The following is a 21,567-nucleotide window of genomic DNA, read 5'->3' as shown; positions in this document are numbered from 1 at the left end:
CTCTAATAAAGCACCTGAGGTAAGCGTTCAATCAAGCCATAGAAATATTCCATCAACATTTGCGTCATCCAATGCCCAAACAGCATCAGGGCCAAAAGCGTGACAATCAAACGCGGTAAGAAGCTCAATGTTTGTTCGTTGATGGATGTCGCAGCTTGAAAAATCGCGACTACAAGGCCGATAAGCAAGCTTGGGATGATAATGGCGCAGACCATGATAAGCACCATCCAAAGTGCTTCACGGAAAAGCTCGACAAACATTTCTGGTGTCATGTCTTATCCTCTATCTGCGCTTAACTAAAGGGCAAAGCTGCCCGCGAGTGTCGAGAGTATCAAGTTCCAACCATCGACCAATACGAACAACATCAACTTGAACGGCAACGAAACAATCATTGGTGACAACATCATCATACCCATTGCCATCAGTACCGAAGCGACTACAAGGTCAATAATCAAAAACGGCAAGAAGAGCATAAAGCCAATTTGGAATGCAGTTTTTAGCTCTGAGGTGATAAAAGCCGGAATCAACACCGCCATCGACACATCTTCTGGATTCTCGACTTGCTCTCCTGACATGGTTACGAACGTCTCCAAATCTTTGATTCGGGTCTGCTTAAGCATAAATGCTTTCATTGGCGCTTGTGCAGCATCAAACGCTTCTCGCGCCGTAACTTGCTCGTTCAAATAAGGCTGAACAGCTTTGTCGTTGATTTCGTTCAGGACAGGAGACATAACAAAAAAGGTCAAAAACAGCGCAATACCAATAATAACCTGATTAGAAGGCGTTTGTTGCAAACCCATTGCCTGACGCAATATCGACATCACCACCACAATTCGAGTGAACGAGGTCATCAGAATCACCATGGCAGGCAAGAAGCCAAGCATGGTCATTAACGCTAAAATTTGTAGTGTAACCGAGTAGTCTTCACTGCCATCAGGGTTCGTGGTCATGGTGAATGCTGGAATACCACCGCCACTAGAAACGGACATAGCACGGCTAGCACCAGTATCACTTTGCATAGCCTGAACTGTAACACCACTTCCATCGGCTAAGTTATCTGGCAGCGCTGACTCCTCTGCTTCAGCAAAGGTAAATGAAGAAAACAGCACGCCGACAAAAAGTAACAACGTACTCAGGAGCAAACGAATTGGATTACCCTTTGTCATGTTTTTTGATCAGCTGGCTAAATTGAGTCGCAAAAGCATTGGTCGCCAACTCTTCCTCTTTCAGTGGCTTATCTAACTTGGCTAAAGTTTGGATCGATTGGCTAGTAATCCCAACCAAAAACTGTTCTTCACCCACTTGAACTACTGCGATTCTTTCTTTTGTACCCACTGGCAACTGACTCACTATACGCAAGCCCTTTTGTTGTCCCATCGCTGGCACTTGCATACGTTTCAGCAACCAAGCCAGCAAAAGAATCACGCCGATTACAAGCACAAGCGAGCCAAGTGTCGTCGCAAGATCCAGATTATTTGGTGCGGCAGCAAATGCATAAGGAGCACTTAGCATTAAGCTCAGTGCTCCAGTGATTTGCTTCAATCGCATTTTGATTGAACGACTCATCTTAACGCAGCTTCTTAATTCGTTCAGTTTGGCTGATCACATCCGTCAAACGGATACCAAACTTATCGTTGACGACCACGACTTCGCCGTGAGCAATCAAAGTACCGTTAACCAATACGTCGAGCGACTCACCGGCTAGACGATCCAACTCAACAACCGAACCTTGGTTAAGCTGCAACAGGTTCCGAATGCTAATTTGAGAACGACCGACTTCCATCGAAATCGTCACCGGGATATCCATAATAGTGTCGAGTTTACGACGCTCATCTTCGCTAATTGGGCTTGAAGTGTCTTTTAGCTCTTCCAGTGGCGCAGCCAATACTTCATCTACGTCTACAGAAGGGGCAGACGGGTCTTCGCCAAGAGCGGCTGCCCATTCGTCTGCTAGCTTTTGATCGTCACTTGGTTCCATTTTTCTATCCTGTGTTACGCCTTACTCATGCCATAGCATGTCTATTTAATAAGGTATCTTAATGGTCTATATCGTCTTCACTCTCAAGCTCGGACATGATGTCTTTACCTAAGAAAGCTAAATCTGTTTTGACGACATGTGGGCGCTCAATTTCCTCAGAAATTTGCACCGCTAATTTGTCTTCCGAACGACCCATTTTTACGCGATAGGTCGGTAGGTCTTCTACAAACATCGTCGCATGTTCTGGCATTTCAATCGGGATGATATCGCCAGGTTGCAGCTCCATGAGGTCACGCAAAGAAATGTCTTTTTCGAGCAAGTTCACGCGGAAGTTAACCGGACAATCCATGATCTCTTCACGTAGTGCTGAGCTCCAGCGAACGTCCGTTTCCATCTTGTCGGACTGAACACCTGCATCCAATAGTTCACGGATAGGCTCAACCATGGAGTAAGGCATAACGACATGAAAATCGCCGCCACCGCCGTCAACTTCTATATGGAAGGAACTCACGACAATCACTTCTGTCGGGCTGACAATGTTTGCCATACTTGGGTTTACTTCAGAGTCGAGATATTCGAACTCTACCCCCATCACTGGCGACCACGCTTCTTTATAATCTTCAAATACAATTTTCAGTAACAACTGAATGATGCGGCGTTCCGTTGGGGTAAATTCACGGCCTTCGATTTTGGCGTGGAATCGACCATCACCGCCAAAGAAGTTTTCTACCAGAATAAAGACTAAACGAGCCTCCATGGTGATCAACGCAGTGCCTTTTAACGGACGAAAACGCACCATGTTCAAACTGGTTGGCACGTACAATGTGTTCTGGTATTCACCAAACTTCATCATCTGCACGCCATTGATCGACACCTCTGCCGTTTTACGCAGCATATTAAACAGACTAATACGCATGTGCCGTGCAAAGCGCTCGTTGATAAGTTCGAGCGTCGGCATTCGACCACGTACGATCCTGTCTTGCGACGAGAAATCAAAATTGACGGCACCCTCAGTGTCGTTTTCTATCGGTTCATCGACGTCATCAACATCGTCAACCCCATGCAATAGCGCATCAATTTCGTCTTGGCTTAATAGATCGGTCACGTTTTACCTATTGAATAACAAAATCTGTAAACAGTACTTTTTCAATCACTGGCTTACCGACCGCAGCATTCAGCGCTGCTTTGATATCTTCGGAAGCACGATCGCGCAATTCCACTCGTCCTGTAGGAGAGCGCAATTGATCAACCGTCGCGGAAGCAAACGTTGATAGCATAGAGCTTTCAATCAGTGGCGAATGATACCGCGCCAACTCTTCATTTTCTGCACCGCGAACCATTAACTGCGCTTTAATTTGAACCAACCTATCGCGGCTATCCCCAGTAACGTTAAATACAAATGCCTGAGGAAGATTCACATACGCGATGGGCGCAGCATCCGATGCCTTCACTTGAGCCTGTTGAGACGATTCAGCCTGAGCAGGTTCATCAGAGCCCATTAGAAAAAATGCCGCTGCCCCGCCACCAAGTAGTAATACTACAACAGCGATGATGATGATAAGTAACTTGCTTTTTCCTTTCGGCGCATCGGCCCCTTGTAACTGTTCTTCTGCCATTCTTGTCTCTTATTGTTCTTTTGAGATACCAAGACGTTTTAGTGAGTTGCTTGGTAACCGTATGCCATTGCCGTTAAACGGCCTTTTATGCGTAAAAACTAATTCCATCACGCTTTGAAGCGACATTCAAATCCAGATTGACATCAGATTCAAAACCCTCTTCGGACTGTCCAGAGAAACCGCCACTTTGCGCGCTTTGAGCATGTTGTTCAGCAGTATACCTACCTTGCTGTTGCCCACTGCTTTGTTGTTGGACGGAAGAATCAGCCAGCTGCATACCTTGTTGCGCTAGCATTTCTCTCAAACGAGGGAGCGTCTGTTCAATAATGTCACGAGCTTGCGGGTTGTTCACTGTAAAATGTACATTGGCAACGTCATTATTCATGGTCATACGAATTTGCATACGACCTAACTCTGGTGGATCAAGACGAATATCGAGATTTTTCAGATTCTTCGACATCATCATTTGCACTTTTTCCGCAACTTGCTCGTTGGCTAGCTCTTTAGTTAGTTGCAACGGAAGCTGAGCTTGTTGTGCAGCATCAATACGCGTTTGTTGCTGCACATTAATTCCTTGCTGACCTGCCATAGCTTGAAGCTGTCCAGCGAAGCCATGTTGGAGGTCCGACTTATCTTGTTTATCCACAGTCGCCTTTAGCGCACCAGTCGCCAATGCTGCGTTCATCACTTTCTGGCTAATCTCTCCGTCTTTCACACCTTGAAGCGACGTCGGCACTTGCGCGGCTATCAACATATCGGGCGTTGGAGATAATGCGACTTTTTCTCCACTATGAGCAGTTTGTGGCTGGAGTACTTGAGCCGCTGTATGCTGGATTTGCTGAGACACTGCCATAGGTCCAGCCTGGCGAGTTAAATTATGTTGTACTTGTTGCTCTGCGAGAATCTGTTTAATGTCATTAGGGAGCGCAACAAATTGGGCAAGGTCTTGCTCAGGAATATCCGCCGTGATCCTTCCTTGTTTCAAACCTTCAATGATCTGAGCTTCTTGCTGAGTCAGTGCTTTTCCTTGCGCCAACTTAGTATCTATAACTTCAAGTTCATCCAAGGAGACTCGTGGAAGCGCGTCGATGTTGGAACCATCAACGTCTGTTAACAACGGCGACAGATCATTAGCTACTTCACCACTGACTGCGCTCTTAGCCGTCGGATGGCTGGCTTGTTTCGCTAGCTCTTGCCAAGCAGCAAACTCAGGCGAAAGTTTGTCGACATCGATAGGTTGACCATTCTTATCTAAAATTGGCTCTAAGTCTTGTCCTGGGATCATCTGTGCTTGTTCAAGCGAATGAACTGATGGCGTTTCATTCAAAGCCAGCTCATCAAGGTGTGTCGAAACGGTTGCTTGCTCGTGGAACGAATGCACTAAATTCGCGCTCTGAGGCAAAACTTTGCCACTATCGATGGATGCATTACTCGCATTCAGGGTTTGATTCGCTTGTTCAATTCGACCAAGAAGCTGTTGTCCTTCGCCCATCGTGCTTTTTACGTCCATTGTATTTGATGGGTTGCTCGTATCGATTGATGTTGATTTCACTTTTTCAATAGCTTCAACATCATTCTCCAAAGGTGTGCTGTTACTCGCCTTTTGTAAACTTGCTTCTTCACTTAAGGTTGCATTCGGTTTGTTTGCTGATATTTCATCAAAACCATGGGTCTCGTCACTGACGGATTCTTGGCTTTCTTGCGCCAACAATTCGTCCGAGACGTTAGCAGAAGAAGTACTGCCTACATCCGCTCTTTCTTTTTCTTCAACCACTGTCGATTCTGTTGCTACTTTTTCGGGCTTTTGTTTACCAGCAAACGCATCGGTTAACGTTTCTAAAAATCCCTTGCTCTCAGTGCTCTCTGCGGACGCTTTAGCGGACACATCAGAAACTGGCGTCTTGGTAGTCGCAGATACATGGGACAAATTCACACTCATTTAGAAACTCTCGTTCTCGTGGCTCTGAGCGTATCGCTGACAGACAGCAATACTGGCGGCAAACAAAGGTCAAAAAGACCCGACACTGACAGCTAAAATGCAAAAATCACACCACAATATTGAGTCAATTCTCGGTAAGCTAATAGATGGCATGTTTATGGAACAAACATCAACAGTACTATCCGAGAACCTGGTTCCTAACATGATGTACAGCTACTTGATTGACTTTGAAAAACGATAAGCGTAAACAGACACTTTGCTTAACAATTAAGGAATCACTTTGAAGATCACAGAATTACGCCAATATAGAATCAAAGCAGGCAAAACAAAGCAATGGCTAAGTTGGATGAAGGAAGAACTGTTGCCCTATCAACGCTCACAAGGCATGCGTGTACTGAATACTTACGTCCACACTGGTGATGATGGACATGACTATTTTGTTTGGCTTAGAGAGTTCGACAATGAACAAGCACGCCAGACTCTCTACGAAAAAACATACAACGAGTGGTGGGTTTGCGAGATTCGACCGAAGGTGTTTGAGTTAATTGAACAAGACTCAATCAAAGTTACCTTACTTGAATCGGTAGAGATGTAGTCAGCTGCAACACCGTAATGAAATATCGAACCAATAACCTTTAGAAACGATGTGGTTTTCGACTGTAAAGTAAGGTGGAAAACTCGTCCATTTGCTTTTGTTCGCGCTTAGCTTCAGCAAGTTGTTTCTCTTTTTCGCGTTTGTCTATCATCCACTCATAGGATTTGCGTTCTTTACGCACGGTTAACCAATATTCTTTACAGTTTTCAACCTGCTCTTTGAAATGACTTTCTGCTTGCTTTTGCTTAGATAAAGTCTCATCTAGCTGGGTAAGGAATCGATTTAAGTGTCCATATTGACTTGCCGTTAGGCCCGCCTGACCACGGTCGACGAGTTGCTGGCAATAATCAAGCCGATACTTTTCAATTTGTTCAACCTGACGGTAATAATCTTCGAGTTCAGAACGCGCTTTGTTCAGTGCAAGCACAGCTTGGTCTTCACGATCCTTAGTTTGCTCAAGTAGAAACTCCATCGCATTATTCATGCGCTATCACCCACCCAAAATGTTTCTAAGCATATTGACGCACATATCATATGGCACTGATTCTTTCATGCTCTGCTGCAAGTATTCGTCTAACTTCGGTTTCAAAGTAAATGCGCCATCAATAGCAGGATCGGTACCCGGTTTGTACGCTCCAATCGAGACCAAATCTTGATTCTTGCGACAAATAGACAAGACCTGTCGCACCGCTTTTGACATCAGAACGTGCTCTTCGGTCGTGATTTGCGGCATAACACGGCTCACCGACTTCTCGACATCAATCGCCGGATAATGGCCTGCATCCGCCATTTCACGAGAAAGTACAATATGGCCATCAAGAATGGCTCGCGATGCGTCCGCTATCGGATCTTGCAAATCATCCCCTTCGGTCAACACGGTAAAGAACGCCGTAATCGAGCCTTGCTCGGCACTTCCATTACCCGCTCGCTCAACCAGCGCTGGCAGCTTGGCAAATACAGAAGGCGGGTAACCTTTCGTCGCTGGCGGCTCACCAACAGAAAGTGCGATTTCACGCTGTGCTTGTGCAAAACGAGTCAACGAGTCCATCAATAGCAGAACATCTAACCCTTGGTCCCGGAAGTATTCAGCAATCGTTAATGCCGTTTGGCACCCCTTTAAGCGCATTAGAGGTGAAGCATCGGCAGGCGCCGCGACCACCACTGAGCGGCGACGACCGTCCTCACCCAAGATCTCTTCGATGAATTCTTTAACTTCACGTCCACGCTCACCTATCAGGCCGACGACCACAACCTGTGCGGTGGTGCCTCGCGTCATCATGCCAAGCGTGACCGATTTACCCACACCAGAACCTGCAAACAGACCGATACGCTGACCTTTACCAACCGTCAACAAACCATTGATGGCTTTTAGGCCAACATCGAGCGGTTCAGAAATTGGCTTTCGAGCCAACGGGTTGATTGGTTCGGCATTAAAAGAGGCACGGTGATCGGTATACAAAGGGCCAAGTCCATCAAGTGGATTCCCAACCCCGTCTATCACGCGCCCAAGTAACTCCATGCCGACAGGCAAACCAGCGTCACTGGTTAAAGGGGTGACTCTCGCTCCAGGTAAAATGCCCGTAATTTGTTCGCTTGGCATTAAAAATAGGTTGTCACCTGAAAAGCCGACAACCTCGGCTTCCATCTGACCTGACATGGTTTCCACTAAGCATAAACTGCCAATTGGTGCGCGACAGCCGGTCGCTTCCAACGTTAACCCAACCACACGCACCAGTTTGCCAGAGGCGACAGGACGCGTCGTAAGGCCTTCAACTTTGTAGCTTTTTAAGCGGTCAGAGAGTGCTTGCATGGATTACTCGCCCTCTTGATGACGGTTTGCGCCACAAAAGCTGTGCAATACGCTTTTGACGCGTTCTTCCATGCGATAATTAATGCTTGATTCACCGGCTTCAATCTGGACGTCACCTCGATTGAGCGATGGCTCAGCAACTAACGTCCAGTTGCGACAATTAAGGTCTTCTTCACCATAAGCTGAACGAATAATCGCGACATCTTCTGGATTCAGGTGCAAGGTAATAGGGTGGCCTGATATTGGTAGCGCTTCAACCGACTGCTTCACTGTATCTAAAATAATTTGAGGGTTGGTTTGTACTTCAACGTGCACCACTTCTTTAACTAAACAGAGCACCATATCCACCAGCTGCTTTTCAACCTGAGCATTCATCAACTCCAAAGGTTGAGCAAACTGATTGGCCAAGTTCATAAAAGTTTCAACTTGCTGCTGAATGTATTCTTGCCCTGCAGTTACCCCTTCAGCTTTTCCGAGCTCGAGACCTTCAGCATGGCCGGCTTGCAACCCTTCTTCTTTACCTTTGTCGTAACCTTGCTTAAAGCCAGCTTCCTGACCTTGATGTAAGCCTTCTTGATAAGCACCTTGCTTAATCAGTTCAATTTGTTCTTCGGTGAGCGCAAGTGGCTGCTCTTCTTCAGGCTCATCAAAATTCGGCACCCATCCCGGGTCATAGTTGAACGCGGTTTGTTTTGCTTGTTTGGCTTTAGGCTCGCCATAATCAGGCAGCCCCCAACGTTGAGGTTCGATCATCGAATCATCTTCATCAGGACGGATAAATCCACGTTTTCTATCGCCAGCCATGGGTTACCTATTGTGTGTTCGATTAAGAAGTGAGGGTGCTCCGCAATAGGATAATTGCGAAGCAATAGAAATTATAAGAATTCGTCAGCACCGCCAGATAGCATGAGCTCACCAGCATCCGCCATTCGACGGGCAATTGCTAAGATTTCTTTCTGAGCGGCTTCTACATCTGCCACTCGTACTGGCGGCATCGCTTCTATATCATCACGCATCATATCAGCAGCACGTTTAGACATATTCTTGAAGACTTTCTCACGTAACGAGTCATCTGCACCTTTGAGTGCTTTTTGCAACACGTCTTGTGGTACGTCACGCAGCAACTTCTGAATACCTTGGTCGTCCACTTCGACTAAGTTTTCGAAGACAAACATTAGGTCTTGGATTTGCGTCGCCATGTCTTCGTCCTGATCGCGAATTTGTTCCATCAACAAACCTTCGACGTTGTTGTCTAGGTAGTTCATGATCTCCGCTGCTGCTTTCAGGCCGCCAATTTTGGCTGCTTGTGCACCCGCTTGACCCGCGAACTGTTTCTCCATGATTTCGTTCAGCTCTGCCAATGCTGATGGCTGAACTTCTTCAAGGTTGGCAATACGCATCATCAGATCCAAACGCACGCGCTCAGGAAACTGAGACAAAATCTCTGCAGATTGGTCTGCTTCTAAATAAGACAATACGATAGTTTGAATCTGTGGGTGTTCATTGACAATAATGCTCGCCACTTGGCGTGGGTCCATCCATTTCAAAGAATCCAAGCCTTTTGAGCCCGTACCAAGTAGGATCTGGTCAACTAAGTTGTTGGCTTTGTCTTCACCAAGAGCGGCAACCAGTGCATTACGCATAAAGTCTTCGCTGCCCATACCAATGTTGGTGTATTTCTGGATATCCTCCAAAAACGCACGATGAACAGCAGATACCTTGTCTTGGCTGAGATCCTTCGCGCGAGCCATCGCACTACCAACACGCTGAACCTGTTTTGGTTCTAGGTGACGGATAATGCCAGCTGCATCTTGTTCATTAAGGCTCAGTAGCAAAATTGCCGCTTTTTCTTCGCCAGTAATGGTTGAAACATCCAGCTCTACTGGCATTCCCGCGGCGTTGCCATCTTGAGGTACGATATCGTTAGCCATTGTCATTCATCCAGTTTTTCACTACTTGAGCAGCCAGTTCAGGTTCATTCGCAACCAGAGCGCGAACCGCTTTCAATACATCTTCATCTTTATGAAGGTTTGGCAAATCAATACTTGAGCCAAACTCGAACAGTTCGCTGCTTTCGATGTCACTGCCAATCAAGCTAGTTTCACCATCCGCACCAATCGGCAAGCCGTCTGGTCCGTACATTTCATCTTCATCATCGCTGGTAGGGTTAAGCAATTTCTTCATTGCTGGGCGAACCAGAACCAACACAACCACAATAATCACTAATGCACTTGCGAACCAACGAACCCAATCACTGAAGTTAGGGTGCTCCCAAATTGGTGGTTCTTCTAGCTGCTCAGCCTCTGGCTCAGCAAACTTTACACTCAATACATTCAGTAAATCGCCACGACCTTGATCAAAGCCAACGGTACCAATTAATACTTGGCGAATGGCATTGATTTCAGATTCGGACATTGGGGTATAAGTCACTTCACCCGTATCAGGGTTAACTTGACGACGGTCTTTAATCGCAACAGAAACGGTCTGACGAGCCACCGTCCCGGTCTGCTTTCGCTCGTGGCTGATGGTGGTATCTAGCTCAAAGTTACGCGTGGACTCTTTACGAACTGAACCCTGCCCCATGACAGAACCATCTTTCATTTGAGCCACATCTTGCGGAATTGAGGCATCCGCTGGAGGCTGATTACTCAACGCACCCGGAATACCCGCTACCATGTTACCGTTATTGTAATCTTCGAGTGCGTACTCACTGCGGGTCGCAGGGGTGTTCGGATCAAAGCGTTTGCGAGTTTGTTCAACCGCACTGAAATCCATTTGGATATCAACCTGCGCCGTATAGTTGCCATAACCTAAAATGGGTAATAGTACGGAATCAATTTTTTCGCGCAGCGCTTGCTCTTGGCTGCGTTCTAATTCTTGTTCTTTGCGTCGCGCCGCAGAAGCGGGATCTTGGGAGCCTGAGCTGAGTAAGCGGCCATGCTGATCTGTGACGGTAATTCGAGAAGTTTTCATTCCCGGCACGGCACTCGCTACCATGTCGACAATAGAATCCACTTCTTGCTGCTTAAGGTTCGTGCCTGTCGACAATGTCAAAAATACCGACGCAGAAGCTTCTTGGTTATGACGCACAAACACGCTGTGCTTTGGCAGTGCCAATAACACTCGTGCTTTGCGAACTTGCTTCATTTCTTCAATTGCTTGAGCCAATTGGCGCTCTCGACTGAGTTTGAGACGCTCTTGCTCGAGACGTTGTGAAACACCAAAACCCATGTCTTGCAGCAAAATATCATCGCCCGCTTCTGTAGCTTGGTTAACGCCGGAACGAACCATGCCAAGTTTGATCGAGTTGTACTCACTCGATTCAACAGAAACAGTATTGCCATCAAGCTTATAATTGATTTTCTGCTGGTCCAGATAATCCAGAACGGGGATCAATTCTTCGGTCTCATACGCACCAAGTGGGCGCATCTCCGGTTCTTTGACCCAAAAGAACAGCATCACGATCAATGCAACACAGATGGATATCGACAGCACAAGCACAACCTGACGAAGTAAATCGAGGTCGCCTACTGCCATATCGAATTTTGACGCACTACGCTCCTCTAGATCTGGATTTTGACTCTCCACATCCACATCGGAACTTGCTACCAGTGCACCATCTGAGCCGCCTTCAGTGACGGTTAAATCTGTAGACTTGTCTGCCACACTTATTACCTAAATTACACTGGCATGTTCATGAGATCTTTATATGCCTCAACGAGTTTATTGCGAATTTGAACCGTCGCATCAAAAGCGACACTAGACTTGTTACGAGCGATCATAACGTCAGAAAGGGATACATCGGCATCACCACGATCAAAACGGGTTTGTAAATCACCAGATGCTTTTTGAAGTGTGTTCACGTTATTGATGGCTTTAGTTAGGAGATCGTTAAAATCCGCTCCAACTTTCGCCCCACTTGCAGTAGGAGCCGTATTGGTTGCTTCTACCATCATGGCGCGCATTTCTGCCTGAATACCATCAATTTTCATTAGCACCTCTAAGCCAAAAGATTGACTATTAACAAAACTGATTATTGACACAGCAATTAACGTGCCATAAGACATTAGCAATCAATTTACTTACACTTTTCGTCTTATGGCCGTTGTCTGTGTTAATTCGGGATATCTATACCAGCATCACGCATTTTGGCAAGCTTATAGCGCAAGGTTCGAGGGCTTATACCCAGTTTCTCCGCCATTTCTTTGCGTCGACCATTACACTCAACCAAAGTCTCCAAAATAATGGCGTATTCTTGATCGCGCAGCTCGCTGCCTAAGCCTTCTCCACCAGTTACTGGGCGGCTGACACTCTCAGCTTGCGCAACTGGCTTAACATTGGGCACGACCATATCTGCGTTTTGCACCACGTGTTGCAAGCTATTGGCATCTTGCCAATCTACGCCCTCAAGCAAAATGTGCTCTGCATCGATGTCGCCATTTTCACTTAATATCAGCGCTCGTTGAACCACGTTATCCAACTCACGAACATTACCCGGCCAAGGGTATTGCAATAGTTTTTCTAACGCAACGGTCGAGAATTGAGGCACTGGCATGCCCATTTTGCTGCAATGACGCTCAGCAAGATGCTTGGCAAGCGGTGCAATATCGCCTTTACGTTCTTTAAGTGCAGGCCACGCAATTGGGAATACATTCAGGCGGTAATATAAGTCCTCTCTGAAGTTTCCTTCTGACACGTATTGCTTAAGATCACGGTTACTAGTCGCTAACACACGAACATCTAACTTGATGCTTTTGCGACTGCCTAGGCGCTCTACTTCTCGCTCTTGCAAAACACGCAACAACTTCGCTTGCAGGTTCAAGTCCATTTCGCTGATTTCATCAAGCAAGATTGTGCCACCTTGCGCTTGTTCAAACTTTCCTGGGCATGCCTGAACAGCACCAGTAAATGCGCCCTTTTCATAGCCAAACAGTGTTGCTTCGAGCATATTGTCAGGAATCGCGGCACAGTTAATTGCGACAAAAGGACCATTTTTACGATTTGACGCGTTGTGAATATAACGCGACATCACTTCTTTACCTGAGCCACTCGGACCTAGCACCATAACATTCGCATCTGTACGCGCCACTTTATCGGCCAACGCGAGTAAGCTCAGACTTTTCTCATCAGCAACGATAGCGTCACCGTTGTCATCACTTTTTATCGGTGCATAACGACTGACCATATTTAGCAACACTTCTGGTGCAAATGGTTTCGCCATGTAGTCAATCGCGCCGTCTTTCATTGCCGACACGGCATCTTCAATATTGGCGTACGCCGTCATTAGCAATACTGGTAAGTTAGGCCAATTCTGCTTGATGCTTTTGAGCAGAGCTAAGCCACCCATACCCGCCATTTGCACATCAGAAACGACGATATCAACCGTATTCGATTTCAGCTTTAACAGTGCATCTTCAGCACAGTCCGCTTCCAACCACTCATACCCTGCCAGAGCCAGAGTATCGACTAGGGCTTCACGAAGACCTTCATCGTCTTCTACGATCAGCACTTTGCTTTGCGCCATTATGATTCTCCAGAAATTGTTATTACCAAAAGCCGCTTATTGCGCTTCTGTTTGCACTCGCTCTAGCGGAATGCACATGGTGAAGCAGGCTCCATCACCCTGCTCTGAAATAAGTTCCAATCGACCGTCATGGGCACGGCAAACCATTTGAACAACTGCCAACCCTAATCCAGTTCCTTGAGAACGTGTGGTAAAAAATGGCTCCATGATTTTGGCTTGCAGTTCTTCGGGCACTCCCGGTCCGCTGTCTTGCACAGAAATGCGTAACTCACCATTTACCGGGCGGAAAAAAATATCGACTTGCGATTCTTTACCAGACATTTGAATCGCATTCATGACCAGATTACTTAATGCGGATGCAATGGCGTTCGCATTGCCTAGTAGCTCAGTTTGTTCTTCTTCCACTTCTAGGCAGTAATCAATACTGTTGTTTTTTAGCGCGGTTTCGACCATCGGCTGATATTCCGCTACCAACTGGGCAATCGTGAATGGCTTAATGACTTTATTATCACCACCTTTAGCAAAAAGCAGCATATCATTAACCTGCTTTTCCAAATCGTGCAGTCGATCCATTAATTTGGTTTGGAAGCGATCTTTTGTCGCTGGAGGAAGATTTGGCGCTCCCAAATTGGATGCATATAACATAGCGCTCGACAGCGGCGTTCTTACTTGGTGAGCAAGCGACGCAACCATACGTCCTAACGACGATAAGCGCTGTAAATCACTGACACGAGCTTGAAGTAAACGGGTTTCGGTTAAATCGGTAATCAGGATCAATTGACCTGTTGTGGACGCCGAGATGGCGAGTCGAACTTTACGGCCATTCCGCAGGGAAACTTCATGGCCATCATCTTCACGTGGGTCAAACACCGCCTGGATAACGTTGAACCATTTTTCGTTAACCAGTGGAATCTCAAGAATTCGGTGCGCTTCTGGATTTGCTTCACGCACTACTCCGTACGTATCGAGCAAAATCACTCCAGCAGGCATCACATCGAGCACCTGTTTGTAGCGCTCAACCTGATTCTCTAAGGAATCTAAATGGGATTGATTGGTGTTGTTATCCATTACTGCCTGTCGAAATATCGCCGCTAAAACTAAAATAGCTTGGTAAGCAATTAGCGTACCAAGCTATTTTTTATATTTATCAGGACGTTAAGCTATCGACAATAAGTTGACACTCAGAGATAACGGTTTCGGATGCCAGAAAAGCGATGTTAACCAACCCAAGTGATTATTCAGATATCGTCTTAAAACTTCACTTTACCTAGCGCTGTAAGTTGTACTTACGCATTTTTTCCACCAGCGTAGTACGTCGCATACCCAGCATGTCGGCCGCTCTTGCAACAACGCCACCCTGCGCTTCTAATGCTTGGCTGATCATATTAACTTCTAAATCAGCCAGCAGCTCTTTCAAATTAACCCCTTCCGGTGGCAGCGCTTGCGGGGCGTTCATGCTGTGATCAAGGTCGTCTTGATCTTCAAAGCTAAAATCTTCAGAGAAGATATCTTGGAATACATCACGCTCTTGCTCTTCCACCGAAACAAATGGATTGCTCTCTGGTTGGAACTCTGGGATGTCACTGTAGCGATATTTGGTTGGTAGATGGTTTACATCCACCAAGCTATTTGGATACAGAATAATCATTCGCTCAACAAGATTAGCCAACTCGCGTACGTTGCCCGGCCAGTTATGCTCCATCAGTGAGTTGATTGCACGAGGTGTAAAGCAGATAGGTTGTCCGCCTTCCGCCTCTAAACGTGTCATCAGTTCTTGCAGCAGCAATGGTATATCTTGTTTGCGCTCTTTCAGCGCTGGCATCTCAATTGGAAACACGTTCAGACGATAGAACAAGTCTTCTCGGAACGTGCCTTCTTCAATCATATTTTCTAGATTACGGTGTGTCGCCGCCACAACTCGAACATTTACCTTGATGGTACTATTGCCACCTACACGTTCAAAGCAGCGTTCTTGCAATACACGAAGCAACTTTACTTGCATCGACATTGGCATATCGCCAATCTCATCAAGAAAGATAGTGCCACCATCTGCGAGCTCAAATCGACCTTTACGGGCAGTTAACGCACCAGTAAACGCGCCTTTTTCGTGACCAAATAATTCGCTTTCTAGGAGCTCAGGCGGTATTGCACCACAGTTAATAGGTACAAATGCGCCATCGCGGTATGAAGAGTGATAGTGGATGTTACGCGCAACAACTTCTTTACCCGTACCGGACTCACCTAAGATCAACACGTTTGCTTCCGTGTTTGATACTTGCTCAATCAGGTGTCGAACTTCTTGAATACCTCTACTTTGACCAACTAAGCTGCGAAAAAGCGTGTTTTTGCGTGCACTAGCAACAACATTCACTCCTTTTCGCCCCAGAAAATCTTTGCAGTGGCGTAACGCTTCACTAAGCTGTGGGTAATTAAGCGGCAGCTCTAGTTCACCAACAAAATTTGGAAGATCATCAACAGGCAAAGGAAAACGGCCCATGACTAGAAGAGGGATGTGGTAAGCGCTGTTTAAATGAGAGATAACCGTACTCGCCGCTTGACCTGCTGGAATATTACCAACAATACAGCACGACCATACGCTAGACCAATCAACATCGCTGAGCTGATCAGAACTGACCGCTTCGCAATTTTCTCCAACAAATTCCAATATATTGCTTAAATTTAAACGACTTGATGCGTCATCATCAATTACAAGCAGCTTTGCCAAACCATGCATAAGTAAGAATGATTGCCTTTATTTTAGGTGCGTTGCGGCCAAACCTTGATTTGCGCAATTGGGTGCTAAAGAAGGCAGAACCACCACACTCAATTTACGATAGACAAAATAGGAAAATCAGCAACAAAAAAGCCATTAGGGCTACTAATGGCTTCTATTTTATTTGAATATAAAAATAAGGCAACCAAGCAATAGAGAGGTGTGAGCTTGATAGAAACTTTGCTACACAACTCGTTGCGCAATTGACAAATATATTCGTCTAGGATCTTAACGCATTGTTTTGACTATTAAATACCAACTTCAGCAGCGGTAAGATTATGAAACTCTGTTGGGATTTGGTCCCAAGCGGACTTGATCTCACGGATAATGTCGATAACGTCGTCGATCAGCTGAGGCTCATTTTGATGGTTAGCAGCAGAAATTTGCGTGATCATAAACTCATACAGTGAATCTAAGTTTGAAGCAATATCACCACCGTCATCCATAGATAGACAGCTGCGTAGCGCGATAATGATGTCTAACGCTTTACCCAAGCGCTCACCTTTTGCTGGAATATTGCCTGCTTGCATGGCTGCTTTACCTTGAATAAGGCGCTCAATCGCACCAGCCATAAGCATTTGAATGACTTTGTGCGGAGAAGCCGCGCTAAGCTGGCTGTCGACTGATACCTTTTTGTATGCTTGCAAAGAACCGCGCATAGTAATCCTCTTTTAAATAAATTTTTTGTACTGCTGAAGTGAACGCTGGCCATAACGAAACTTATGGAGCTCTTTTCCGACCTTTGACGTTTCCGATTGCATCAGCTCGACAATTCTTTTGGTACGAGTTAGCAATGCTTGCCACTCTGCATCCTGCTTAACCAAAGGATTTTGATGAATAATTGGTAACAGGTTTTGCAATAACCGTTCCCTGATATCGACCAAGCGAAGAATTTCTTCAGCATTAAAATCAATTTTTTCTAATTCTTGCGTAATTAGTTGATCTATATCACTAATTTCCATGAGTTCTTTTTGCATTTATTAACCCAACGCACTCATCAAAGCGCCTAACTGGCCTTGCATTTTACCGGTCGCATCTTGCATCGCGGTAAACTTCGCATGAGTACGCTTCTCTAGGCTTTCCATACGGCGATCTAATGCCGCTTGATCGTCACTCAAACGGTAATTTTGTTCTGTGAGACTTTTTTCTCGAGTACGAATACTGCCTGTAATACCTGTGATACCGTGAATCGCATCTTCTACTCGTTTAGCAAAACCTGTGTTGCCACCGAAGAACTTTTCTAACTCGTTGAAGTTATTGTTCAACTGGCGGTCTAGCATGTCATAGTTGATTTCTAGGGTGCCTTGACGTGTGGTCGTAATGCCAAATTCTGTTAAGGACTTTAGGTTTTCAGGTGCTTTATCGATTCGAGTAGAAAAGACCGATTTTAATCGTGAATCTGCACTGCGTACGGTGCTGTCACCTGACAACGGCCCTTTTTGACCAGTTACCGGATCCACACTCGCCAACGCTTGGGAGGTTTGATAAAACGAGTTATACGCTGCCACAAAGTTTTCGATATCGTTGCGTACACTTTGACGGTCGTACTCGACACCAATTTCAGCAGGCGGTTTATTCGGTTCTGATTTGCCTTTTAGTGTTAAATCAACACCTTCGATCGCATCTTCAATCACATTGTTGTGACTAGATAGCTTTGCCACTCCATCAAGCAGAACTTCTGAATCTTGCCCTGCTTGTACTTCTGTCATCCCAAGGTATTGTTCAAAAGCAGATTGTGCCTTTACGATTTTCGCTTCTGCTTCATCAATTTTTTCCAGACGCTCACGTTCTTGAGGATCAAGTTTAGCGCGATGAATTTGCTTAGCTTGCGCTTCGGAAAGTTCACCACGTGCCACTTTTTCGTCTAACGCTTGCTTTTCACTCGCAATTTTTTGCTCGATTTCCGCTTTTTCTTGCTCAAGAAGCTGCTTAGCCTCTTTCGTCGTAACGTAAGAATCGGTTAGGGTGCCCGATGCGGCATTATTCCAGCCTGGTACATCTGGTGCCTTCTCTATTGCCTTTTCGTCGAGTTCAAGCTCTGGTTCTTCATAAGAGTCCAACAAAGTACCTGACGCAGTTTCTGTCCACCCTGGAATTCTGTCTTCAGGGCGTAAGCTCGCGCGTCGGTTGGCTTCATCAATGGCTTCTTGACCAGCTTTGGCTGCTTCTGCACCCGCCGCAGAGATTGGCGCTTGCGATGCATCATCTTGTACATCGTCTGCCGCTTTTTGCTCTTCTGGAGGTAGAGGATTGCCGTTTGCATCCAGCTCTTCTGCTGGTTGTTCCGGAAATTTAAGAGGACCTAAGACATCTTCCGCCGCTGAACGAGCTTCTTCAAGCGCGTTGACGCGGTCTTCAAGTGTTTGGTATTCGAAATATTTAAGAGGGTTGCCTTTTTCTGCCTCCACACTGACTCTGATTTGATGATCCTTACCAGAGAGGTTAGAAGCAAGGATAAGGCGTGGACCTTCGACGTCGTTAATAAGAGATGCACGAACGCCAGGGTTATCTTTAGCGCCATTGATGCCACGTACGACATCGATGAGCTTAGATCGGGAACGAACATCGATATTAAAACGCTCATCACCAAGCGAAATCTGCAGCTTACCAGGGCCAAATTTTGCGTCTTCTGGCAATACGTCAGAAGCGACTTTATGGCTCTGAGCAAGCTGCAACACATCGATAGCATATTTGCCAGCGATAGCATCTGTGGTTGCCGTGGCAGATACGATATTGTCATCGGTCGTTTCGACAGTGCGAACGGCAAATGCTTTCTCCTGACGAAAGTTCGCCATGAGATTTTTCATCGTATCCAATGATTCTCTGAGTCGTCCGTAAGCACTGATACTGGCATTAATTGTCGTGCGTTCGTTGTCGATGCGTTGCTGCTTTGGTACGCGTTCGGCATCCACAATTTTGCTGACCATGGAATTAATATCCATGCCGCCAGACATCCCCAAAGGGCCTAAACTCATCAAATCACCTCTAAAAACGACTTACACTTTTTCAGTCAACAACCCGCTGTTGGCTGTGTGCTCAGCTAGGCGACGCAATACCACTAGCATTTCTTCATCAGGAATTTGACGAATCACGTCACCGGTATTGGCTTCATAAATCGTCACCACATCTCGTCCGGACTCTTCATCCACTCGAAATGCGACTCCTTTGTTTATGGACGTTACAAATTCATTCATTTGTGCGACCAATTTTTCACGCTCTTCTTTGTTCAGTTCTTGACGGCTTTCAGCCATCTCGATCGCAGCTTGAACAGAGAAGTCGTATTCGGTGTTTTTCGCTTTTTGTGGCGAAATCTCACCATTTGAATTTGCTGGGCTAGACGTGCCTAAATCATTGCCATTTTTATTTGCAAACTTTGTGCCATTTGGCGTGCCGTAAGGCTGGATGTTCGATGCGTAGGAGGATATATCCATTACAATCTCCCTTCCACCTTATGGGCTAACGATAGAATCTATCGCTTTGGTGCCCCAGCACTAAGGTGTTGACCTCAGGCTGGGTTTACCACTTAGCCCAACAAGCTTAGCGCTGCAGATGGAGACTGCTTCGCTTGAGCCAGGATTGAAGTACTTGCTTGCTGAAGAATTTGCGACTTAGTCATCGCAGTGGTTTCCTTCGCGTAATCAGTATCTTTAATACGGCTTTTAGACGCATTAACGTTCTCGTTAATGTTGTCTAGGTTGCTGATTGCGTGGTTGAAGCGGTTTTGGAAAGCACCGAGTGAAGCTCGTTGGCTGTCTACGGACTTAAGAGCACCGTCGATAACCGCTACTGCTTCTTGAGAGCCAGCTACTGTGGTTACATCGATGTCTTTCACTGTTACGTCTTTCGGGCCACCAAAGCCGATCTCGTCTGCTAGGTTGCCAGAAAACTCAACATCACCTTCAACTTTTTGAGAAGAAGCAAATACTTGTAGTTTGCCATCTTCGCCAACAGAGGCTTTTACATCATCGTTTTGACCGTTGATGTATGTCGCTAGCTGCTCAATATCATCGCCTTGCTTAGCGCTGATTGATAGCTCTTTCTCTTCACCCTGCTTGTTGGTGTAGCTCATTTTGAACTCTGTTTTCTCACCAACAGTCCAAGATGCGTCTTTACCCTCTTCTGCTGCGTAGCTCTTACCACCCATTGCTGAAGTGTCTGAGCGTAGGTTACCCATAGAAAGCATAACTGCTTCACCTGAGTCCGCACCGATTTGGAAAGATTGAGTACCGTAAGTACCGTTTAGAAGCTTGTTACCACCGAAAGAGGTAGTTTCAGCAATACGGTTTAGCTCGTCGTTTAGCGCTGTTACTTCTTCTTGGATCGCTACACGTTCTGCTTTTGAGTTAGAGCCGTTCGCCGATTGAAGCGAAAGATCACGCATACGTTGTAGGATGTTGGTAGATTCATTCATTGCACCTTCAGCAACCTGTGCAATAGAAATACCGTCGTTTGCGTTTTTCACTGCCATGTCTAGGCCACGGCTTTGTGCATTCAAACGGTTTGAAATCTGTAGACCTGCAGCATCGTCTTTCGCGCTATTGATTTTATAACCCGAAGACAAACGCTCCATTGATTTTTGTTGACCGTCAGCTGCCTGGTTTAGGTAACGCTGTGCAGTCATCGCAGAAACGTTAGTATTAACGTTAATCGCCATAATTGATCTCCTTAAGGCTTTAGTGAATGTACCGTCGTGTCTCTCACCTCACTTAGGTACATCTCATTTCTCTCAGTCCCTTTAACGGCGACCGATGAATATCCTTTAGAAGAAATTTTCAATTTTTTGCGATTATTTTCTTTGGCTTACTGAAATGTGATGAAGCTCTAATGTCGTGATTCGCAGAAATCCTGGGGCCCCAAAAGACAGAAAAAAACCCAGCCGAAGCTGGGTTTACTCGCTCATCTCTCACCACGAGCCAATGAGGTTCTCGTCTTAGGTTTGAAATTAACCTAGCAGACTTAGCGCTGAGTTTGGCGCTTGTTTCGCTTGCGCAAGGATTGAGCTTGACGCTTGCGATAGAATTTGTGACTTGGTCATTGCCGTCGTTTCTTTCGCGAAATCTGTATCTTTGATACGGCTCTTCGACGCATTCACGTTCTCGTTAATGTTGTCCAAGTTGCTGATTGCGTGGTTGAAACGGTTCTGGAATGCACCCAGCTCTGCGCGGTGGCTGTCTACGTATTTCAGTGCTGCATCGATGATAGCAACAGATTCTTGTGCGCCACCAACTGAGGTTACGTCGATAGTATCTACCGTTACTTTTTTACCTTCGCCCAAACCTAGCTCACCAGATAGGCCGCCTGAAAACTCGACTTCGCCTTCGACTTTGTTGTT

General features: G+C 46.0%; 23 protein-coding genes. 1 reads left to right on the top strand and 22 read right to left on the bottom strand.

What is annotated here, in order from left to right; genetic code table 11:
• Window positions 1-2 precede the first annotated feature (2 nt).
• From fliQ to R7P74_RS08970, 7 genes are all read right to left on the bottom strand, one after another.
• Complete coding sequence (gene fliQ / locus R7P74_RS09000) at window positions 3-272, bottom strand: flagellar biosynthesis protein FliQ (protein WP_005380488.1); 270 nt, start codon at window positions 270-272, stop codon at window positions 3-5.
• A gap of 24 nt (window positions 273-296) precedes the next feature.
• Entirely contained in the window at window positions 297-1,166 is an 870-nt protein-coding gene (gene fliP, locus R7P74_RS08995) for a flagellar type III secretion system pore protein FliP (protein ID WP_005394311.1), read from the bottom strand.
• Complete coding sequence (gene fliO / locus R7P74_RS08990) at window positions 1,153-1,566, bottom strand: flagellar biosynthetic protein FliO (RefSeq protein ID WP_005380480.1); 414 nt, start codon at window positions 1,564-1,566, stop codon at window positions 1,153-1,155. The genes fliP and fliO overlap by 14 nt, the downstream gene beginning before the upstream one ends.
• A gap of 1 nt (window position 1,567) precedes the next feature.
• Window positions 1,568-1,978, bottom strand: coding sequence for a flagellar motor switch protein FliN (gene fliN, locus R7P74_RS08985; RefSeq protein ID WP_005380479.1), 411 nt, complete (start codon window positions 1,976-1,978; stop codon window positions 1,568-1,570).
• 58 nt (window positions 1,979-2,036) lie between these two features.
• A complete protein-coding gene (gene fliM, locus R7P74_RS08980) occupies window positions 2,037-3,083 on the bottom strand; it encodes a flagellar motor switch protein FliM (RefSeq protein ID WP_005380478.1) in 1,047 nt (348 codons plus the stop codon).
• A gap of 7 nt (window positions 3,084-3,090) precedes the next feature.
• Window positions 3,091-3,594, bottom strand: a complete 504-nt coding sequence (gene fliL / locus R7P74_RS08975) for a flagellar basal body-associated protein FliL (protein ID WP_005380477.1) — start codon at window positions 3,592-3,594, stop codon at window positions 3,091-3,093.
• Between the two features lie 85 nt (window positions 3,595-3,679).
• Entirely contained in the window at window positions 3,680-5,533 is a 1,854-nt protein-coding gene (locus R7P74_RS08970) for a flagellar hook-length control protein FliK (RefSeq protein ID WP_213868026.1), read from the bottom strand.
• A gap of 280 nt (window positions 5,534-5,813) precedes the next feature.
• On the opposite strand from R7P74_RS08970, the gene R7P74_RS08965 reads away from it, so the two are divergent.
• Complete coding sequence (locus R7P74_RS08965; RefSeq protein ID WP_213868025.1) at window positions 5,814-6,128, top strand: NIPSNAP family protein; 315 nt, start codon at window positions 5,814-5,816, stop codon at window positions 6,126-6,128.
• Between the two features lie 40 nt (window positions 6,129-6,168).
• On the opposite strand, the gene fliJ is transcribed toward R7P74_RS08965, so the two are convergent.
• From fliJ to R7P74_RS08890, 15 genes are all read right to left on the bottom strand, one after another.
• On the bottom strand, window positions 6,169-6,612 hold the full coding sequence (gene fliJ, locus R7P74_RS08960) for a flagellar export protein FliJ (protein ID WP_005380474.1): 444 nt from the start codon (window positions 6,610-6,612) through the stop codon (window positions 6,169-6,171).
• Window positions 6,613-6,618: 6 nt separating this feature from the next.
• Entirely contained in the window at window positions 6,619-7,938 is a 1,320-nt protein-coding gene (gene fliI / locus R7P74_RS08955) for a flagellar protein export ATPase FliI (protein WP_213868024.1), read from the bottom strand.
• Window positions 7,939-7,941: 3 nt separating this feature from the next.
• Entirely contained in the window at window positions 7,942-8,742 is an 801-nt protein-coding gene (fliH, locus tag R7P74_RS08950; protein WP_005394317.1) for a flagellar assembly protein FliH, read from the bottom strand.
• Window positions 8,743-8,813: 71 nt separating this feature from the next.
• A complete protein-coding gene (gene fliG / locus R7P74_RS08945; protein ID WP_262657874.1) occupies window positions 8,814-9,869 on the bottom strand; it encodes a flagellar motor switch protein FliG in 1,056 nt (351 codons plus the stop codon).
• The gene (gene fliF / locus R7P74_RS08940; protein WP_005380462.1) at window positions 9,862-11,604 is read right to left on the bottom strand and encodes a flagellar basal-body MS-ring/collar protein FliF; all 1,743 of its coding nucleotides are present in this window, start codon (window positions 11,602-11,604) and stop codon (window positions 9,862-9,864) included. The genes fliG and fliF overlap by 8 nt, the downstream gene beginning before the upstream one ends.
• 14 nt (window positions 11,605-11,618) lie before the next feature.
• On the bottom strand, window positions 11,619-11,930 hold the full coding sequence (fliE, locus tag R7P74_RS08935) for a flagellar hook-basal body complex protein FliE (protein ID WP_005384482.1): 312 nt from the start codon (window positions 11,928-11,930) through the stop codon (window positions 11,619-11,621).
• A 122-nt stretch (window positions 11,931-12,052) separates the two neighbouring features.
• The gene (locus tag R7P74_RS08930; protein WP_005380460.1) at window positions 12,053-13,462 is read right to left on the bottom strand and encodes a sigma-54-dependent transcriptional regulator; all 1,410 of its coding nucleotides are present in this window, start codon (window positions 13,460-13,462) and stop codon (window positions 12,053-12,055) included.
• A 36-nt stretch (window positions 13,463-13,498) separates the two neighbouring features.
• Window positions 13,499-14,530 (bottom strand): sensor histidine kinase, encoded by a 1,032-nt coding sequence (locus R7P74_RS08925; RefSeq protein ID WP_171344359.1) that lies wholly within the window; start codon window positions 14,528-14,530, stop codon window positions 13,499-13,501.
• Between the two features lie 199 nt (window positions 14,531-14,729).
• On the bottom strand, window positions 14,730-16,196 hold the full coding sequence (locus tag R7P74_RS08920) for a sigma-54 dependent transcriptional regulator (protein WP_005384490.1): 1,467 nt from the start codon (window positions 16,194-16,196) through the stop codon (window positions 14,730-14,732).
• A 287-nt stretch (window positions 16,197-16,483) separates the two neighbouring features.
• Entirely contained in the window at window positions 16,484-16,894 is a 411-nt protein-coding gene (gene fliS, locus R7P74_RS08915; RefSeq protein WP_005380457.1) for a flagellar export chaperone FliS, read from the bottom strand.
• 12 nt (window positions 16,895-16,906) lie between these two features.
• Window positions 16,907-17,212, bottom strand: coding sequence for a flagellar protein FliT (locus tag R7P74_RS08910; RefSeq protein ID WP_005380456.1), 306 nt, complete (start codon window positions 17,210-17,212; stop codon window positions 16,907-16,909).
• Window positions 17,213-17,215: 3 nt separating this feature from the next.
• Window positions 17,216-19,210, bottom strand: coding sequence for a flagellar filament capping protein FliD (gene fliD / locus R7P74_RS08905; RefSeq protein ID WP_213905641.1), 1,995 nt, complete (start codon window positions 19,208-19,210; stop codon window positions 17,216-17,218).
• A 21-nt stretch (window positions 19,211-19,231) separates the two neighbouring features.
• Window positions 19,232-19,666 (bottom strand): flagellar protein FlaG, encoded by a 435-nt coding sequence (gene flaG / locus R7P74_RS08900; RefSeq protein WP_158174118.1) that lies wholly within the window; start codon window positions 19,664-19,666, stop codon window positions 19,232-19,234.
• Window positions 19,667-19,758: 92 nt separating this feature from the next.
• Window positions 19,759-20,889, bottom strand: coding sequence for a flagellin (locus R7P74_RS08895; protein WP_005380449.1), 1,131 nt, complete (start codon window positions 20,887-20,889; stop codon window positions 19,759-19,761).
• A gap of 288 nt (window positions 20,890-21,177) precedes the next feature.
• The coding region (locus tag R7P74_RS08890) for a flagellin (protein WP_318122812.1) at window positions 21,178-21,567 on the bottom strand (390 nt) is incomplete at its 5' end.

It is taken from the genome of Vibrio sp. 2033 (assembly GCF_033339735.1).
This window is presented reverse-complemented; position numbering and strand designations above follow the sequence as displayed.

Bases quoted from the DNA above. Each gene is read 5' to 3' on its own strand.
- fliS (WP_005380457.1), bottom strand. From the start codon at position 16,894: ATGCGCGGTTCTTTGCAAGCATACAAAAAGGTATCAGTCGACAGCCAG.
- fliL (WP_005380477.1), bottom strand. From the start codon at position 3,594: ATGGCAGAAGAACAGTTACAAGGGGCCGATGCGCCGAAAGGAAAAAGC.
- R7P74_RS08910 (WP_005380456.1), bottom strand. From the start codon at position 17,212: ATGCAAAAAGAACTCATGGAAATTAGTGATATAGATCAACTAATTACG.
- fliQ (WP_005380488.1), bottom strand. From the start codon at position 272: ATGACACCAGAAATGTTTGTCGAGCTTTTCCGTGAAGCACTTTGGATG.
- fliG (WP_262657874.1), bottom strand. From the start codon at position 9,869: ATGGCTAACGATATCGTACCTCAAGATGGCAACGCCGCGGGAATGCCA.
- fliI (WP_213868024.1), bottom strand. From the start codon at position 7,938: ATGCAAGCACTCTCTGACCGCTTAAAAAGCTACAAAGTTGAAGGCCTT.
- fliJ (WP_005380474.1), bottom strand. From the start codon at position 6,612: ATGAATAATGCGATGGAGTTTCTACTTGAGCAAACTAAGGATCGTGAA.
- fliH (WP_005394317.1), bottom strand. From the start codon at position 8,742: ATGGCTGGCGATAGAAAACGTGGATTTATCCGTCCTGATGAAGATGAT.
- fliN (WP_005380479.1), bottom strand. From the start codon at position 1,978: ATGGAACCAAGTGACGATCAAAAGCTAGCAGACGAATGGGCAGCCGCT.
- R7P74_RS08895 (WP_005380449.1), bottom strand. From the start codon at position 20,889: ATGGCGATTAACGTTAATACTAACGTTTCTGCGATGACTGCACAGCGT.
- R7P74_RS08925 (WP_171344359.1), bottom strand. From the start codon at position 14,530: ATGGATAACAACACCAATCAATCCCATTTAGATTCCTTAGAGAATCAG.
- fliO (WP_005380480.1), bottom strand. From the start codon at position 1,566: ATGAGTCGTTCAATCAAAATGCGATTGAAGCAAATCACTGGAGCACTG.
- fliD (WP_213905641.1), bottom strand. From the start codon at position 19,210: ATGAGTTTAGGCCCTTTGGGGATGTCTGGCGGCATGGATATTAATTCC.
- fliE (WP_005384482.1), bottom strand. From the start codon at position 11,930: ATGAAAATTGATGGTATTCAGGCAGAAATGCGCGCCATGATGGTAGAA.
- flaG (WP_158174118.1), bottom strand. From the start codon at position 19,666: ATGGATATATCCTCCTACGCATCGAACATCCAGCCTTACGGCACGCCA.
- R7P74_RS08930 (WP_005380460.1), bottom strand. From the start codon at position 13,462: ATGGCGCAAAGCAAAGTGCTGATCGTAGAAGACGATGAAGGTCTTCGT.
- R7P74_RS08920 (WP_005384490.1), bottom strand. From the start codon at position 16,196: ATGCATGGTTTGGCAAAGCTGCTTGTAATTGATGATGACGCATCAAGT.
- R7P74_RS08970 (WP_213868026.1), bottom strand. From the start codon at position 5,533: ATGAGTGTGAATTTGTCCCATGTATCTGCGACTACCAAGACGCCAGTT.
- fliP (WP_005394311.1), bottom strand. From the start codon at position 1,166: ATGACAAAGGGTAATCCAATTCGTTTGCTCCTGAGTACGTTGTTACTT.